We start from the raw sequence: 16,743 nt of genomic DNA on the forward strand, positions 1-16,743 counted from the left end.
ACCGTGATTACCCGTTCAGAACACGAGCAACGGCCTCGGCCACATAATCCACTTTATCCTGATTCAGGCCCGCTACGTTGATACGGCTGTTATCGGTCATGTAAATGCTGAAGTCCCGCTGCAAACGCCCCACTTCGGTCTCGGACAACCCCAGGAACGAGAACATCCCGCGCTCGCGGGCAATAAAGCCAAAGTCTCGCTCGGGCACCGCTTTCGCCAGCGCGCCCACCAGCGACTGACGCAATACCTGAATGCGCCCACGCATCTCGGCCAGTTCCTCACGCCACTGCTCACGCAGCGCTTCCGACTGCCAGATGGTCGCGACCAACGCACTGCCGTGCGCCGGGGGCATTGAATAAAGTCCCCGCGCCACACTGAGCAATTGCGACTGAACGGCCTCCGCCTGGGAGCGGCCTTCACCCACCACCAGTAATGCACCGGCACGCTCGCGGTACAGGCCAAAATTTTTGGAAAAGGAGACCGCCAACACCACTTCAGGCAGCTGCTTGGCCATTAAACGTGGGCCGCAGGCATCCTCCTCCAACCCTTCGCCAAACCCCTGATAAGCCATGTCGATGAATGGGATAAAGCCTTGCGCCTTCGCCAGATCCGTGACCTGCTGCCACTGGGAGGGCGTCAGATCAGCGCCGCACGGGTTATGGCAGGCCGCGTGCAGCAGCACAATATCGCCAGCGGGAACGGTTTGCAGCGCCGCCAACATGCGGTCAAAATCCAGCGTATGACGCTCGAAGTCATAGTACGGATATTCTTTCAACGACAGTCCCGCATTGCCCAGCAGCGGTCCGTGGTTGGCCCAGGTGGGGTTGCTCACCCACACCTGGGCTCCTGGGCTGGCCCGTTGCACCAGTTCCGCCGCCAGCCGTAAAGCGCCGCACCCTCCGGGGGTTTGAACCGTTGCCACTCGCCCTGCCGCGAGCGCCGGATGATCAAGCCCCAGCGCCAGCTCGCGAACCGCCTGGTTGGACCCCGGGTACCCATCCGGTGGCGTATACCCCTTAGAGGTTTCTTCACGAAGAAGCCACTGCTCCGCTTCTCGAACAGCCGCCATCACGGGTGTCACGCCGGAAGCGTTGCGGTAAACGCCCACCCCCAAATCCACCTTATTCGGATGCGTGTCTCGCTGAAACGCAATACTCAACCCAAGGATGGGGTCATTCGGCAGCAGAGATAACGACGCAAACATAAAAAGCTCCGGAGCGGTAACAATCGATGGCTGGATTCAATGACCCATATTATAGAAGCACGGAACAACAATGTTCTCGAACTTTCATTCTCCCAGACATTCTCATCACAAAAAGTTGCCATCACAAAAAAAAGCGGGCCGAAGCCCGCAAAGAAAAGTCTGTTGCGCGGTTCACGCTATTCAACGGTGCCCAGCACCGTCGGCTGATCGGCCCATTCGCCACCGCCCAACGCGCGGTACAGCGTGACCCGGTTGGCCAGCATTTGCTGGCGCAGGCTCACCAGCGACTGGCGGGAGCCGAGCAACTCACGGCGAGCATCCAGTACCGCCAGATAATCACTCACGCCCCCCTCATAGCGGACTTCCGCCAGTTCCAGAGAACGCTCAGTGGCCGCTACCAGCGCACTTTGCGCCTGAATCTGGTCGGCCAGGAAGGTTCGAGCCGCCATCGCATCCGCCACTTCCTGAAACGCTCGTTGCACCGTTTGCTCATAATCCGCAATGCGTTGATCGCGGCGCACTTCGGCGACCGTCAAATTGGCACTGTTGCGACCACCGGCGAAAATCGGCAGGGAAATTTGCGGCGAGAACGACCAGGCGTCATTGCCACTCTCAAACAAACCCGAAAATTCCCGACTGGCCGAACCGACCGTGCCGGTCAGGGAAAGACGGGGGAAGAACGCCGCACGGGCCGCCCCGATATTGGCATTGGCCGCCTGCAGCGCATGCTCGGCCTGCCGGATATCCGGCCGGGCCAACAGCACGTCCGAATCCAGTCCCGCCGGGACTCCAGCGAGCACCGCCACAGTGGATTCAGTCAGGTCGCGCGACTCGACCACGGGGAGAGCGCCGCCTACCAGAACCGCCAGTGCATTGCGATCCTCCGACACCAGACGCTGGTAGCGCACACGATTAGCCCGAGCGGTTTCCAGCGCAATTTCGGCCTGCCGTACATCCAGCTCCGAACCCAGCCCTGCATCTACGCGACGGGTGACCAGATCCACCGAGTCCTGCTGGGCCTCCAGCGTTTCCTCACTAATGGCCAGGTTTTGCTGATCCGCCAGCAGCGTCAAATACGCATTGGCCACCTCGGACACCAGAGTAATCCACGCACTGCGCCGCGCTTCCTCGGTGCCCAGATACGTTTCCAATGCCGCGGCATTCAGGCTGCGCAAGCGGCCGAACAGATCGAGTTCGTAGGACGCCAGCCCCAGCCCCGCGCTGTACTGACTGGTCACCACGCTCTCGCCAGTGGTGCTCAGCTCACCCGGTACTCGCTGTCGAGTGCCGTCGGCATAAACATTCAAAGAGGGCGCCAGGGAAGAACGCTCAATGCGATATTGCGCACGCGCGGCCTCCACATCCAGCAAAGCCACTCTCAGGTTGCGATTGTTTTGCAAGGCCGCATGCACCAGTGCCTGTAGCTGTTCATCCTCAAACAGGGCTTCCCAGCCAGGCAGACGGACCGGTTCTACATCGGCGGCCCGCTCACCAATGGCGTCGGGCACCGGCGCCTCAGGGGTCGGGTCGCCCGGGATCATGGTGCAACCGCTCAGGACGAGCGCCACCAGCGCTGACGAAGTCCAGATTCTCATGACGGGTTCTCCTGCGGCTTGTTGGGCAACGAATCGCTGTCGCCATCCTCTTCCGGCTTGGTGAGTGGCACGCCGGACAGCCGGCGCATGACCACATAGAACATGGGGATAAAGAAAATCGCGAGCACGGTGGCCGCTACTACGCCGCCGAACACCCCGGTTCCGATCGCGTTACGGGCACCCGAGCCAGCGCCCGAGCTGAGCATCAGTGGCGTTACCCCCAACCCGAAAGCCAGCGACGTCATCAGGATCGGGCGCAACCGCATGCGGGTGGCATCCAGCGTGGCGCGCAACAAACTGCGCCCCTCTTTTTCAAGATCGAGCGCGAATTCGGCAATCAAAATAGCGTTCTTCGCGGACAAACCAATCGTGGTCAACAGCCCCACCTGGAAGAATACGTCGTTGCTCAATCCTCGCAATATGGCGGCGGCCACCGCACCAATCACACCCAGCGGCACCACCAGCATGACCGCAAACGGAATGGACCAGCTTTCGTACAAGGCCGCCAGACACAGGAAGACGACAATCAACGACAGCGCATACAACGCCGGCGCCTGGCTGCCCGCCTGACGCTCCTGGAAGGAAAGCCCGGTCCACTCGAAACCGAAACCGTCCGGCAATTCCTGCGCAAGCGCTTCCATGGCCAGCATGGCCTCACCCGTACTGAACCCCGGTGAGGGAGAGCCCTGAATATTCATGGAAGACAAACCATTGTAGCGCTGACGCTGCTGCGATCCGTACTCCCACTCACCCGTGGCGAAATTGGAAAACGGCACCATCTCGCCGGCTTCATTGCGCACAAACCAGTCATCCACATCCTCCGGCAACATCCGGTAAGGCGCATCCGACTGCACGTACACCCGCTTGATCCGCCCCCGGTCAATGAAGTCGTTGACGTAGCTCGACCCCCAGGCCACCGCCATCGTGGTATTCACGTCACTCAACGGCAGTCCGAGCGCGCGTGCTTCCTGACGATCCACCTGTACGTTGTACTGTGGCGCATCGGGCAAACCGCTGTAGCGAACCTGACTCAGCGCCGGGTTTTGATTGGCCGCCATCAGCAACTGGTCCCGTGCCGCCACCAGAGCGTCGTGCCCCTGACCGGCGCGATCCTGCAGCTGGAAGTTGAAACCGGCCGACACACCCAGGGCCGGAATGGCCGGGGGGTTCAAGGCAAAAATAACCGCTTCACGAATCTCCGAGAAACGTCCCATCGCCCGGCCAATAAGCGCCTGCACCCCGTTGCTGTCAAGATCGCGTTCGCTCCAGTCTTTAAGACGAATAAACGCAAAACCGGCATTTTGACCACGCCCGGAGAAACTGAAGCCGGCCGCCGTGAACATAGAGTCCACCGCATCGGCTTCATCCACCAGGAAGTGGTGCTCCATTTTGCGCAACACATCCAGCGTCTGATCCATAGTGGCGCCCACAGGCAACTGCACCTGCGCGAGCAGCATGCCCTGGTCTTCCTCCGGCAAAAACGCAGACGGCAGACGCGTAAAGCTGAACGCCAGTACCGCCACCACTGCCAGGTAAATTAATCCGTAACGGCCACGGCGGCCGATAATTTTTTCCACACGACTGCGGTAACTGCCAGACGCTTTGTCAAAGCTGCGGTTAAACCAGCCAAAGAAGCCTCTCTTGGTCTGATGGTCGCCTTTGTGCGGCTTGAGCATCGTGGCACACAGTGCCGGAGTCAGGATCAACGCCACCAGCACTGAAAGTCCCATCGCGGACACAATCGTGATGGAGAACTGCCGGTAAATCGCACCGGTGGAACCCGGGAAAAATGCCATGGGCACGAATACCGCAGAGAGCACCAACGCAATACCGATCAGCGCGCCGGTAATCTGGTCCATGGATTTTCGCGTGGCTTCCAGCGGACTCAGCCCCTCTTCGGCCATGACCCGCTCGACGTTTTCCACCACCACAATGGCGTCATCCACCAGCAGCCCGATCGCCAACACCATGCCGAACATCGTCAGCGTGTTAACCGTAAACCCACAGGCGTAGAGAATCGCAAACGTGCCGAGCAAGACCACGGGAACCGCAATGGTGGGGATGAGCGTTGCCCGGAAATTCTGCAGGAACAGATACATCACCAGGAACACCAGCCCGATGCCTTCAAACAGCGTCTTAACCACTTCCAGAATCGAAAGCTTCACAAACGGTGTGGTGTCGTAGGGATATTTGGCAACGAGTCCATCCGGGAAGAACGGCTTCAGCTCTTCGATTTTGGCCCGCACCAGTTTGGCGGTTTCCAGCGCGTTCGCGCCCGAGGCCAGATTGATCCCCAGGCCACCGGCGGGCTGACCGTTCAGACGCCCTTCAATGGCGTAACTCTCTGCCCCCATTTCAACACGGGCAACATCGCGCAGCAGAACGCGGGAACCGTCCTGGGACACTTTAAGCAGAATTTTTCCGAACTCTTCCGGGGTTTCCAGCAGCGTCTGCACCACCACTGTGGCATTCATTTGCTGGCTATCCACTGCGGGCAAGCCGCCGAGCTGACCGCCCACGACCTGATTGTTCTGTACCTGAATCGCCGACGTGACATCGGAGGGCGTCAAACGGTATTCATTCAGCTTGTTGGGATCGAGCCAGACACGCATCGCGTACTGGGCGCCAAACAAGTTAACCTGGCCCACCCCCTGAATACGCGAGACCGGGTCGTACACGTTGGCGGCCACGTAGTCGGCAATACCCGAGCGGGTCATACGCCCGTCTTCAGAGGTAAACCCGACAATCATCAAAAACGAGTCCGAAGACTTCGTCACACTAATGCCCTGCTGCTGCACAATTTGCGGCAGCCGGGAAGTGGCTTGCTGGAGTTTGTTTTGCACCTGTACCTGGGCGATGTCGGGGTCTGTACCCGCCGCAAACGTCAGGCGGATCTGAGCGTTGCCCGCCGAGTCACTGGTGGAGGACATGTACAGCATGTTGTCGATGCCGGTCATCGATTGCTCGACGATCTGGGTCACCGACGTTTCCACCGCTTGTGCGGAAGCTCCCGGATACGTTGCCGAAATGGTGACCTCTGGAGGCGCCACCGTCGGGTACTGCTCGACCGGCAGGTTATAAATCGCGAGGCTGCCCGCCATCATCAAAACAATGGCGATCACCCACGCAAAAATGGGGCGGTCAATAAAAAAGCGAGCCATGAAATCAGTCCTGCGTTATTTCTTCGGCGTTGGAGGAAGCGCGGTTCTGCTCCTCGACGACGGACACCGGCGTAACCGGGCTGCCCGGGCGAATCTTCTGTAAGCCATCCACAATGAGACGGTCCCCTACGTCGAGCCCCTCGGTCACCAGCCACTGGTTGCCCACGGTGCGCTCGGTCACCACCTGACGCTTCTCAACGATATTGTTTTCGCCAATCACCAGCGCCGACGTGCCGCCCGTTGGCTCGCGTGCCACGGCTTTTTGCGGCACCAGGATCGCGCTGGCGCGGCTGGCCTGCGGCAGGCTTGCACGCACGAACATGCCCGGCAGCAACTCACCGTCGGGATTGGGGAACAGCGCCCGCAACGTCACCGACCCGGTATTTTCATCCACCGCGTACTCGGAAAATTGCAGCTTGCCCGTGTGGCCGTATGAGCTGCCGCCCTCGGCCTGCAAGGTCACGGCTGCCTCATCCTCACCGACGGTTTGCAGCTCACCTCTCGCCAGTGCTTCGCGCAGATAGCGCAGCTCTGTGTAGGATTGGGTCAGATCGACATAAATGGGATCGAGCTGCCGAATCGTCGCCAGCGCCTGGCTTTGGTTGGCGGTTACCAGCGCCCCCGCCGTCACGACAGAACGGCCAATTCGGCCCGTGATCGGCGCGGTAATGGTGGTGTAATTCAGATTGATGCGGGCGGTTTGTACCGCCGCCTCGGCTGACTGGACCTGGGCCTTGCCTGCACCCAGCGTGGCGCGCGCCTGATCGAGTTCCTGCTGACTCACCGCACGATCTTCAATCAACCGCTCGTAGCGGTCGGCGGTAATCTGGGCCGATTCCAGATTGGCCCGCGCCGTGGCCAGCTCGCCCCTGGCATTGGCGAGAGAGGCGCGGTACAGGTTATCGTCGATCTGGTACAGCGGTTCACCGGCCTCTACCATTTCCCCTTCTTCGAACAGGCGCTCTTTGATAAGGCCCGTAACCTGGGGGCGCACTTCCGCCACCTGATAAGGAGAGGTTCGTCCGGGCAGCTCATTTACCAACGTAAATGACTGGGGTTCAATCTCGATGAAACCGGCCTGGGGTGCGGGCATCTGGCCTCCAGCCGCCTCCTGACCTTTCTGCCCACAGGCAGACAGCATGGCCGCTGCAGCAAAGGACAGCAGCAGGAAAGGGGTGATACGCCTCATTGTTTTACCTCATTCTAAGCCGGTGCCACACACAAAAAGCCCCTGACCGGGCCGTTCAACGATGACACGGTGAAAATCATGGAAGGAAAGGGTAATATTACATTCATCCGTGAATGTATGTATAGGGTTGACCATAACCCCATTACAAACTTTTACTTTTGTAACCGGGAGCCCCCATGGTTCGACGCACCAAAGAAGAGGCCCAACAAACGCGGGAAGCGATTTTGGAAGCCGCCGAGCACGTGTTCCACCGCAAAGGGCTATCGCGCAGCTCCCTGCGCGATGTCGCCGATGAGGCCGGCCTGACTCGCGGTGCCATTTATTGGCATTTCAAAAACAAGCACGACCTGTTCGCCGCCATCACCGAGCGCTGCCAGATTCCCAAACGCCACCTGCGCGCCATTGCCGAGTCGCCAACGCAGGAAGACCCACTGGGCCGCATGCGCGACTTCCTGCTGTTTATGACCCGGGATATCGCCGAGAACAGCCGCAGCCGCCGCATCTTTGAAATCATTTTTCACAAAACGGAACTGACCGAAGACAATGAACCCTTAAGCTCCCGGCATCGCCAGATGTTTCAGGATGCCACCAACAGCATGCGAACCATCTTGCAAAACGCCATTGCCCGCGGGCAGCTCTCCCCCGACCTGGACGTGGAGAGGGCGATTCTGCAACTCCACATCAAACTGACCGGGTTAATCTATTTCTGGCTGCTGCTGCCGGACACGTTCGACTTGGCCATCGAATCCGAGCGCATGGTCGACACCTACATCTATACCTTGCAGAATTGCCCGGACATGGGCAAAAGCCTTCCCCAGGACCAGCCAACTCAAGGCAATCATGTATAATACGGCCTTCGTCACTACCCTCACTGTACGCTTCTTTGAGTACACGCTTTCTTGACACAAGGTTCTTTCATGTCACGCTTCTGGAGTCAGCGGGTCCGGGAACTGGACCCCTACGTACCGGGCGAACAGCCCAAAATCGACGGACTGATCAAACTCAATACCAACGAGAGCCCCTACCCGCCCTCGCCACGAGTCAGAGACGCGCTCGACGACAGCACCATTGAGCGACTGCGCCTTTACCCGGACCCGGAATCCGTGCGCCTGAGGGACACATTAGCGCGCTACTATGACCTTTCCGTGGCCCAAACCTTTGTGGGCAATGGCTCGGATGAAGTTCTGGCACTGGCGTTTATGGCCTTTTTTCAGAACGAGCGCCCGCTGTTATTTCCCGACATTTCCTACAGCTTTTATCCGGTGTACTGCCAACTGTTCGGCATTCCGTTCGAGCGTGTCGCCCTGACGGACGATCTGAGCCTGAACCCCGAGGATTACACACGGGAGTGCGGCGGCATCATATTTCCCAACCCCAACGCCCCCACCGGACGCGCCCTGCCGCTGGCAGACATCGAAACAATCCTGATCGCCCAGCCCGAGCGCGTCGTTGTGGTGGATGAAGCCTATGTGGACTTTGGGGCGGACAGCGCGGTGGCATTGATCGACCGCTACCCGAACCTGCTGGTCATCCAAACCCTCTCCAAATCCCGGGCGCTGGCCGGACTGCGGCTGGGCTTTGCACTGGGGTCAGAGGCGCTGATCGAAGGCTTACAACGGGTGAAGAACTCCTTCAATTCGTACCCGGTGGACCGACTGGCTGAAGCCGCCGCCATCGCATCGCTGGAAGATGACGATTACTTTAAGACTTGCCGCGATCGAGTCATCGCCACACGCGAACACACTGCGAAAGCGCTGGCCGACCTTGGTTTTCAGATTATCCCCTCTTCGGCCAACTTCCTCTTTGTGCGCGTTCCCGACGGCGAGAACGCCGCTGAACTTGCTCGCGAACTGCGCGAGGCCCGGATTTTGGTGCGGCATTTCGCCAAGCCCCGGATCGAGGACTACCTGCGCATCTCCATTGGCAGCGACACTGACATGCAACACCTGCTCAAGGCCCTCACTGCCCGGCGACGCGATTAGAGGCTCTTGGAGAGGCTCGGCCGTAAGGCCTTGATTCTTGCGCCAAACCCGGCTTATGATGCTCGCGTTATGCAGAAAAATAATAGTCAAATGCTGCAAGTGGTTTCGCTGATCCAGCAAAGACGATGCCCGACTTTCTTGCGTATTCGGCAAGAATTGAATAGATTGGCTTGGCCTGGCACGCAAAACAACCAAAGCAACGTATGGGAAACGTGAGAGCGCCCTCCTGCACCAGGAGCGAAGTGCACCGGACTCTGAAGTGTACAAGGACCTGAAGCTGGCGTTGAAGAAAGCAGCGCCGGGTTTGTTGTGAGAGACGAAGACCACCCAAATTGGGCGACTATGCAAACGAAATTGACGGCGGTTGAGCTGATCAAGCGGTTCCAGAAGCTGTTCACCGACCTGAACCACAAACAGATCGCCGAGCGCCTGGTCAAGCTGGTCATGGCCAAGCCGACGATCAGCCGGGTAGCTCTGATCATTGAGCGTGACCACCGCTTGTTTGTAGAGGCTGTCGCCCGCCTGAACCGTCAGAACGACCCCGAAATCGACGCGCTCGCCACCAGCCTGAAAAAGCTCAAAGGCTTCCCTCACACACAGATTGAACGCGTTTTCCAAGAAGGCCATGCCCTCCCGCTGGATCACCTGGCCATTATCCGCCTGGGTCACGACATTACGCCCAGAGGCACGCGCTCCGCCTACCTCTACCCCATTTTCGAGCATGACAAGCCCATTGCCGTCTTCTACATGGAAAGCCGGGATGACCTGCCCGCTCTGGAGCTCAGTGTGCAGGAGCTGGATACGGTCTGGGCGTTCAGCGGTCTGCTGGCCCGCCAGGTCATCGAAATGTGGCGCCATGACGAGCAAAGCGAACGCTATCGTCTGGCCGAGCAGGCACTCTGGGCGAGTGAAACCTACCTGCACGCCATTCTGCACCATTCACCGGCCCTGATTTCGGTGAAGGATCTGGATGGCAACGTTGTGCTGGCCAGCGAGCATTACAAGCACCTGGAACATGTCGATGAACAGGGCTTCGTCGGCAAAAACGTGTTTGATGTTTATCCCCGGGACATTGCGCAAAAACTGTGGGATATCGACCTGGCCACTCAAGACCGGCAACAGACGTTCGAAACCGAACTGGAGTTAATGCACAAGGACGGAACGCTGCACACCTATTTAATGGTGAAGTTTCCCCTGCGTAACCCCGACAACGACGTCTTCGGTGTGTGCACCATCTGCACGGACATTTCCGAACGCAAGCTGGCCGAGAATGCCTTGCGGGAACAGCAGTCGCGCCTGAACTACATGGCATTTCACGACTCGCTCACTGCATTGCCCAATCGCTCGTTGTTCTACGACCGTATTTACCACGGCCTGGCCCGCGCCCAGCGCAGCAACAGTAAGCTCGCTCTGATGCTGCTCGATATCGACCGCTTCAAGAATATCAACGACAGCCTTGGCCACGACTCCGGTGACCTGCTGCTCAAAGCCATCGCCATGCGCCTGAATGATGGCGTCCGGGATATGGACACCGTGGCACGGCTCGGCGGTGACGAGTTTGTCGTGGTACTCGAAGGCGTACACGATATGGATGACGTGGTGTTCATCGCCAACAAGCTGCTGGTCACTCTGGCGCGCCCGCTGGAAATCGCCGGGCACGAAATTACCACCACCGTCAGTATCGGCGTGAGCGTCTACCCGGACGATGGCGCCGATGCCGATGAGTTGTTAAAAAACGCCGATATCGCCATGTACAAGGCCAAGGAAGCGGGTAAAAACAACTGCCAGTTCTACACCAAAGGCATGAGCGCCACCGCCGTCAATTACCTGCTGCTGGAAAACGATTTGCGCCGCGCGGTGGAGCAAAACCAGCTCACGCTGCACTATCAGCCGCAAGTGGATCTGCGCTCCGGGGAACTCATGGGCATCGAAGCGCTGGTGCGGTGGCAACACCCCGAGCGCGGCCTGGTGTCGCCGGCACACTTTATTCCTCTGGCGGAGGAAACTGGCCTGATTGCGCCCATCGGTGAGTGGGTGCTGCGCGAAGCCTGTCGCCAGCAAAAATGCTGGCTGGATGCGGGCAAACAGGTCGGCCGTATGGCAGTCAACCTCTCACCCCGTCAGTTCCGGCAGCGTAATTTCCCGGAAAAGGTGGAAACCATTCTGCGGGAAACCGGCTTGCCGGCCCAGTGTCTGGAGCTCGAGATTACCGAAAGCTGCGCGATGGAACACGCCGGGGAAACCATTAATCAGCTGAAGCAACTGAACCAGATGGGCCTGTTCCTGGCCATCGATGACTTTGGCACGGGCTACTCTTCCCTTGCGTACCTGAAACGCTTCCCGATTCAAAAGCTGAAAATCGACAGCAGCTTCATCCACGACATTGAAAGCGACCCGAACGATGCCGCCATCGCCAAGTCGATTATCGGTCTGGCGCATAACATGCAGCTATCCGTCGTCGCCGAAGGCGTGGAAAAACCCGCTCAAGCGGACTGGCTGTGCGACGAAGGCTGTGATCAGGGACAGGGCTTTTTGTTTTCCAAACCCCTGAGCGCCCGCCAGTTTGAGAGTCGTTTCGTGGGAAAGCATTTCTCTTTTGACGGCAATGTGATCAAGTTGAACGCGTTGGCCTAGCTCTCTTTGGCCCGGAGGAGGGCGGCCGCTCGCTGATAACACCGCTGCCCCATCAGTTTTCCAGAGAATCATCCCAACCGACAAAAAACGGCTGTTCATCTTCCTGCGCGCTGAACCGCTCATGAAACCCCTGCAGCTCGGACGCCACCTGCCCGGTTTGGCGCTTGAAGCTCGCCAGGTGGTACAGCGCCTCACCTTCGTGAACCAGCGGCAAATTCGTCATACCGATCACAATCGCCTCATCCGGTGCCAGCACCTCGGCATCCTTGAAACCCAAAGGATCGGCGATCAGGCCCAATACGTCGCCCTTTTTCACCCGCGCTCCCAGTTGCACACGAGAGCGCATCACACCACTTAAGGGTGCCCTCACCCAGCGACTGTCATCGGCCACCACCGCTTCGGGCACTTTGGCGGGCCGCTTTCGGGCGGGCAGCATTTCCAGTTCACGCATGACGTTGAGAATGCCCCGAGCCCCGGCGCGGATGCACAGCTCATCGAAACGCAGCGCCTCACCGGCTTCGTAGAGCAACAACGGAATGCCCATATCCGCGGCCGTTTCGCGCAGAGACCCGTCGCGGAGCTTGGCATCCAGCACGACGGGAACGCCGAACTGCATGGCCAGCCGTCGGGTTTCCTCCTGGCTCAGGTCGGCGCGAATTTGAGGCAGGTTACTGCGGTGCCTCGCGCCCGTGTGCAAATCAATACCATGGGTACAGTGTTTGAGAATATCGCGCACGAAGGTGCTCGCCACACGACCCGCCAGAGAACCGCGCTCACTGCCGGGAAAGCTACGGTTCAAATCACGGCCATCCGGCAGGTAACGCGACTGGCTGAGAAAACCATGCACATTGACCACCGGAATGGCCAGCAAGGTCCCCCGTAACTGGCTGAGTTGCTTGTAGTCGAGCAGGCGCCGAATAATATCCACGCCATTCAACTCATCACCATGAATCGCCGCACACACAAACAGGCAAGGGCCCGGACGCCGGCCATTAACCACATGCACCGTGAGTTCTACATCCGTGTGGGTATACATGGCCGCTAACGGAATGTCCACGGAGGTACGCTCCCCGGGGGACACGGTGACTCCGCCAATGGTCAACGTTCGGTTCTTTTCGCGACGGCTTACCGTTCGCTTGTGCTTTGCTTCCACAGACCTACCCTTTCCCCTTGGTACGAGTATTATGTGGCTTTGCATTTTCCTCAACGAACTGCACAATGGCGGCCGCCACGTCTTTACCCGTCGCGCCCTCAATCCCTTCGAGACCGGGGGAGGAGTTGACTTCCATCAGCAGCGGTCCCCGGCTTGAGCGCAGCAGGTCCACCCCCGCCACACTGAGCCCCATGGTCTGGGCCGCTTTAACCGCCGTACGACGCTCAGGAGGAGTGAGCTTGATCAGCTGTGCACTGCCACCACGATGCAGATTGGAGCGGAACTCCCCCTCCATCGCTGTGCGCTGCATGACCGCCACCACTTTGCCACCAATGACCAGTGCGCGAATGTCGCTGCCTCCGGCCTCCTTGATGAATTCCTGCACCAGAAACTCCGCACGCAGTTCGCGGAACGCTTCAATCACACTCTCGGCGGCTTTGGCGGTTTCGGCCAGCACCACACCTCGGCCCTGTGTACCTTCACACAGTTTCACCACCAGCGGCGCGCCGCCCACCAGCTTGATGAGGTCTTTGGTGTTGTGCACATGGTACGCAAAACTGGTCCGGGGCATACCCAGCCCTTTGCGAGAAAATAATTGCATGGCCCTGAGCTTATCGCGCGAGCGACCCAGCGCCACCGACTCAGTCAGGCAGTACACGCCCATCATCTCGAACTGACGAATGACCGCCAACCCATAATGGGTGACCGATGCACCGATGCGCGGAATCACCGCGTCGAAACCCTCCAGCTTTTCGCCCCGATACCAAATGCTGGGGTTGGCTGGCGTAATATCCATATAGCATTTCAGGATATCCAGCACATGCACGTCGTGCCCCCGTTGCTCGGCGGCTTCCACCAGACGACGGGTGGAGTACAGCCGACGATTTCGAGACAGAATGGCAATTTTCATAAAGAGTCCGTCAAATACGCATTAGGAGTGAGAAAGCTCGCTCGGTGGCAAGAACTTCGAACCGCCGAGCACAAAGGACTGGTCGCTATCGACCAGGAAATGGGGCTTGAGGGCACCTCGCCCGAGCAACATGCGGAAAAGCATATTTTCCCGGTCGGTCAGGGTAACCTCCGCCGAAAAAGCGGTGTTGCCGAGCATCAGGGTGGTGGCGATCACATAGCGCATTTCCGAGTGACCCCCGGAATCCGTCACGCGCCGCCGGTCGACGACCGGCGCTTCACACTCCACTTGAACGTGCGTGTCTTTCTGGCGCGGGTGCAGCCCGAAGCGCACCCAGGAGCGCCCCTCGACCTCGAAAGGCTCGACAAAATAGGCATGCAGCGCACTGGTGCGCGCCCCGGTATCAATTTTGGCCTTGATCTCGATCTGTCCCAAATCCGGCAGCCGCACCCATTCACGCCAGCCGATCATGGTTTTTTCCTGTTGTTCCACGGTTGAATCTACGCTGTTTGCCACACATTGCCTCTCTGTTATTGCCGTCTGTGATTACCGCCTGTCATTACCACCTGCAATTGCGACGTGATACCCACGATCACCAACATTTTAGACGACGGCAAATTTTTTTTGCTTTGTCATCCCCACCCTCTGTGATAAATAGCGCCAAATGCACTCGGGATCTGTTTGACAGCCTCTGTGCGCATTGTCATTGCTTATGCTGGAGATGTCTATGGCCGTTAATATTGATCATTCCGACGACGATTCCGACTTCCTTCCGGAAGAGGCGGAAAACGATGAGGGGCAGCCGAAACTGAGTGGCCGGGAGGCCAATCAGCACATTTTGGATATGCGTCGCAAGATCGAGGATCGTCTGGAGCGCCGCCGCTTAAAGGACGAGCTGGGATGCGACGACCTCTGGGAACTGGACGCCTAAGTTCCGTCAGTTTCAGGCCCCACGCTTGCTCTCCCGGGCGTCACGTTCAGGGACAGGGGCCTGTTCCACCATAGTCGGCAGGGCCTGCAAGAGCTGTTGTACTTGAGGCGTGAACTCTCGCTCCGTCAGGAAGGTGGCATAGAGGCTGCGGGTAAAGTCTGGAGCGTCCACCACCCGGTGCAAACCGGTAAGTTCCTGGGGCAACCAGACACAGCCCAGTCCCGCTCTCACCAGGTCAAGCGCGGGTGGCAATTGATCCGTCACCAGGCGCGGCACGTTTTTACCCATTCGCCGCGCCTGGAACAGGGCAAAAGCCGGCCCCCAATCCACCGAGATATACCCCCGCGCCAGCGCTTCTGAAAAGGTTTCCCGCTCACGGCTGAACAGCTGCAATGGCACCTGACCCACCTTTCGCCCTTTCAGGTCGGCCTCCCCTGGCAGATCAAACAACAAGACAACGTCCAATTGTCCCGCCCGCAAACGATCCACCAGCTCATTGGTCTGGCAGGCATCGCAGCGCAGACCGATCTCTGGCAGCATCTCATTCAAACGGCGCGGCCAGCTGGAGAGACAAGACTGCCACAGCGCTGGCAGCGCTCCCAGGCTTGCCCGCGCCAGTGGCTCCGACTCCTGCGCCAGATCGCGCCGGGCCACGGCCCACCCTTCAAGCAATTGATGGGCATGGGGCAGCAGCCGCTCTCCTTCCGCTGTCATCTGGATGTTGCCACGCGTGCGATAAAACAAGGAGACGCCCAGGTATTGTTCCAACTGACGTATCCGGGCGCTGACCGCTGCCGGAGTGATAAACAGCTTATCGGCGGCGCGACCAAAATGACGGGTGTGGGTCACCTCCAAAAACGTTTTCAGCAGCTCAATATCCACGAGATCCCCTGCATTCGCTGAGCGCGGACACGTTTGTCCACCTTTGGGGGAATCTAACCGGCCCGTGCCGCGAACGCAAGCACCATTCCACGCAATCACCGGGCATAAAAAAACCGGGCACAAGGCCCGGTTTCAGACGGTGAAACAGTTTTCCGTCGACGAGACAGCGGCACTGTTTTAGAAGCGCACCGCCGCACCAATGGTAAAGGTGTCACCCGCGAAGTCGGAGTCGGTGTAAGCCAGACGGCCACTCACGTACTCGGTGAAAAACTTCTCGGTGCGCAACGTAAACTGGTCATCGCCAAAGTTATCGGTGGCGGCCGCACCCACGCTCCAGGTACGATCAAAGTAAAAGTCAGCGCCTACAGACACATAATCATCGTAGTCACCATCATAGTACTGACCTTCCAGGTTGATAAAGTTACCACCGCCCAGGCTGGTCACATACTTGGCCGCAATGTTGGCGTCATAACCATCGTCGGAAAATTCTGTAGTCACCAGCAGGCCATCAATCGGCGTCAGACCGAGCGTGGCATAAACCGTGGTGTCGTCGTCATTGCCATAGTCCCAACGGCTGATACGGGCACCAACGTAAAACATGGTGTCGGGAATATACAGTTCACCGCCAACGGTCAGCGCATCAAAGTCGTCAGCCGCCGCTGCATAAACGTTGGTGGAACGCTCCAGGAAGGCCGCTTCGGCCAATGGATGGTTACGGGTTTGAACCGGGTTGAAGTGGAACTCACCGTACATGCCGAAAGCGCCATCGCCATGCTCAACATCGGTGTAGCTTGCACCCACTTCTGCCTGATAGGGAGCGGCAACGGCAAGCCCGGAGGACGCGGCCAATACAGTGGCCACCGCGAGAGATTTCATTTTCATAAGAGCTCCTTTTACTGACATCAAAAGTTCCAACAGCTGGTGAGGGATTCACCAGCCCAAAATTCACTGGCGAGCATTCATCACTTCGCCATACATCACTTAGCCATAATTTCGCCAAGTCATAGGGTTACCAAACCATACGACAGGCAAACGACACGTATTTTAACGACCACGAAACAGTTTGTCACAAGCATTGCGCACTTTTGGTGCGCAGTTCACA

At 58.6% G+C, this 16,743-nt stretch carries 13 protein-coding genes; 4 read left to right on the top strand and 9 right to left on the bottom strand.

What is annotated here, in order from left to right; translation table 11 throughout:
• Positions 1-7: 7 nt before the first annotated feature.
• From ACQCLF_RS07040 to ACQCLF_RS07055, 4 genes are all read right to left on the bottom strand, one after another.
• The gene (locus ACQCLF_RS07040; protein WP_426985653.1) at positions 8-1,204 is read right to left on the bottom strand and encodes an aromatic amino acid transaminase; all 1,197 of its coding nucleotides are present in this window, start codon (positions 1,202-1,204) and stop codon (positions 8-10) included.
• Positions 1,205-1,380: 176 nt separating this feature from the next.
• Positions 1,381-2,799, bottom strand: coding sequence for an efflux transporter outer membrane subunit (locus tag ACQCLF_RS07045; protein ID WP_426985655.1), 1,419 nt, complete (start codon positions 2,797-2,799; stop codon positions 1,381-1,383).
• Entirely contained in the window at positions 2,796-5,960 is a 3,165-nt protein-coding gene (locus ACQCLF_RS07050; protein WP_426985656.1) for an efflux RND transporter permease subunit, read from the bottom strand. The genes ACQCLF_RS07045 and ACQCLF_RS07050 overlap by 4 nt, the downstream gene beginning before the upstream one ends.
• A 4-nt stretch (positions 5,961-5,964) precedes the next feature.
• Positions 5,965-7,149, bottom strand: a complete 1,185-nt coding sequence (locus ACQCLF_RS07055) for an efflux RND transporter periplasmic adaptor subunit (protein ID WP_426985658.1) — start codon at positions 7,147-7,149, stop codon at positions 5,965-5,967.
• Between the two features lie 176 nt (positions 7,150-7,325).
• On the opposite strand from ACQCLF_RS07055, the gene ACQCLF_RS07060 reads away from it, so the two are divergent.
• The 3 genes from ACQCLF_RS07060 (at position 7,326) to ACQCLF_RS07070 (ending at position 11,765) form a co-directional block, all read left to right on the top strand.
• A complete protein-coding gene (locus ACQCLF_RS07060; protein ID WP_426985660.1) occupies positions 7,326-7,997 on the top strand; it encodes a TetR family transcriptional regulator in 672 nt (223 codons plus the stop codon).
• 69 nt (positions 7,998-8,066) lie between these two features.
• A complete protein-coding gene (gene hisC / locus ACQCLF_RS07065) occupies positions 8,067-9,131 on the top strand; it encodes a histidinol-phosphate transaminase (protein ID WP_426985662.1) in 1,065 nt (354 codons plus the stop codon).
• A 342-nt stretch (positions 9,132-9,473) separates the two neighbouring features.
• Entirely contained in the window at positions 9,474-11,765 is a 2,292-nt protein-coding gene (locus ACQCLF_RS07070; protein WP_426985664.1) for a putative bifunctional diguanylate cyclase/phosphodiesterase, read from the top strand.
• Between the two features lie 52 nt (positions 11,766-11,817).
• Here the strand turns inward: ACQCLF_RS07070 and ACQCLF_RS07075 are convergent, their stop codons facing one another.
• The 3 genes from ACQCLF_RS07075 to ACQCLF_RS07085 are packed head-to-tail and all read right to left on the bottom strand — an operon-like array spanning position 11,818 to position 14,344.
• Positions 11,818-12,918, bottom strand: a complete 1,101-nt coding sequence (locus tag ACQCLF_RS07075) for a succinylglutamate desuccinylase/aspartoacylase family protein (RefSeq protein ID WP_426985666.1) — start codon at positions 12,916-12,918, stop codon at positions 11,818-11,820.
• A gap of 4 nt (positions 12,919-12,922) precedes the next feature.
• The gene (gene rimK, locus ACQCLF_RS07080) at positions 12,923-13,828 is read right to left on the bottom strand and encodes a 30S ribosomal protein S6--L-glutamate ligase (RefSeq protein ID WP_426985668.1); all 906 of its coding nucleotides are present in this window, start codon (positions 13,826-13,828) and stop codon (positions 12,923-12,925) included.
• A 21-nt stretch (positions 13,829-13,849) separates the two neighbouring features.
• Positions 13,850-14,344 (bottom strand): ATP-dependent zinc protease family protein, encoded by a 495-nt coding sequence (locus ACQCLF_RS07085; RefSeq protein WP_426985670.1) that lies wholly within the window; start codon positions 14,342-14,344, stop codon positions 13,850-13,852.
• Positions 14,345-14,555: 211 nt separating this feature from the next.
• On the opposite strand from ACQCLF_RS07085, the gene ACQCLF_RS07090 reads away from it, so the two are divergent.
• Positions 14,556-14,759, top strand: coding sequence for a PA3496 family putative envelope integrity protein (locus tag ACQCLF_RS07090; protein ID WP_426985672.1), 204 nt, complete (start codon positions 14,556-14,558; stop codon positions 14,757-14,759).
• A gap of 12 nt (positions 14,760-14,771) precedes the next feature.
• Here the strand turns inward: ACQCLF_RS07090 and ACQCLF_RS07095 are convergent, their stop codons facing one another.
• Complete coding sequence (locus tag ACQCLF_RS07095; protein WP_426985674.1) at positions 14,772-15,641, bottom strand: LysR family transcriptional regulator; 870 nt, start codon at positions 15,639-15,641, stop codon at positions 14,772-14,774.
• A gap of 177 nt (positions 15,642-15,818) precedes the next feature.
• On the bottom strand, positions 15,819-16,523 hold the full coding sequence (locus ACQCLF_RS07100) for a putative porin (RefSeq protein WP_426985676.1): 705 nt from the start codon (positions 16,521-16,523) through the stop codon (positions 15,819-15,821).
• Positions 16,524-16,743: the final 220 nt, after the last annotated feature.

Origin of the sequence: Marinimicrobium sp. ARAG 43.8 (assembly GCF_050113635.1) — a bacterium.
Taxonomy (GTDB): domain Bacteria; phylum Pseudomonadota; class Gammaproteobacteria; order Pseudomonadales; family Cellvibrionaceae; genus Marinimicrobium.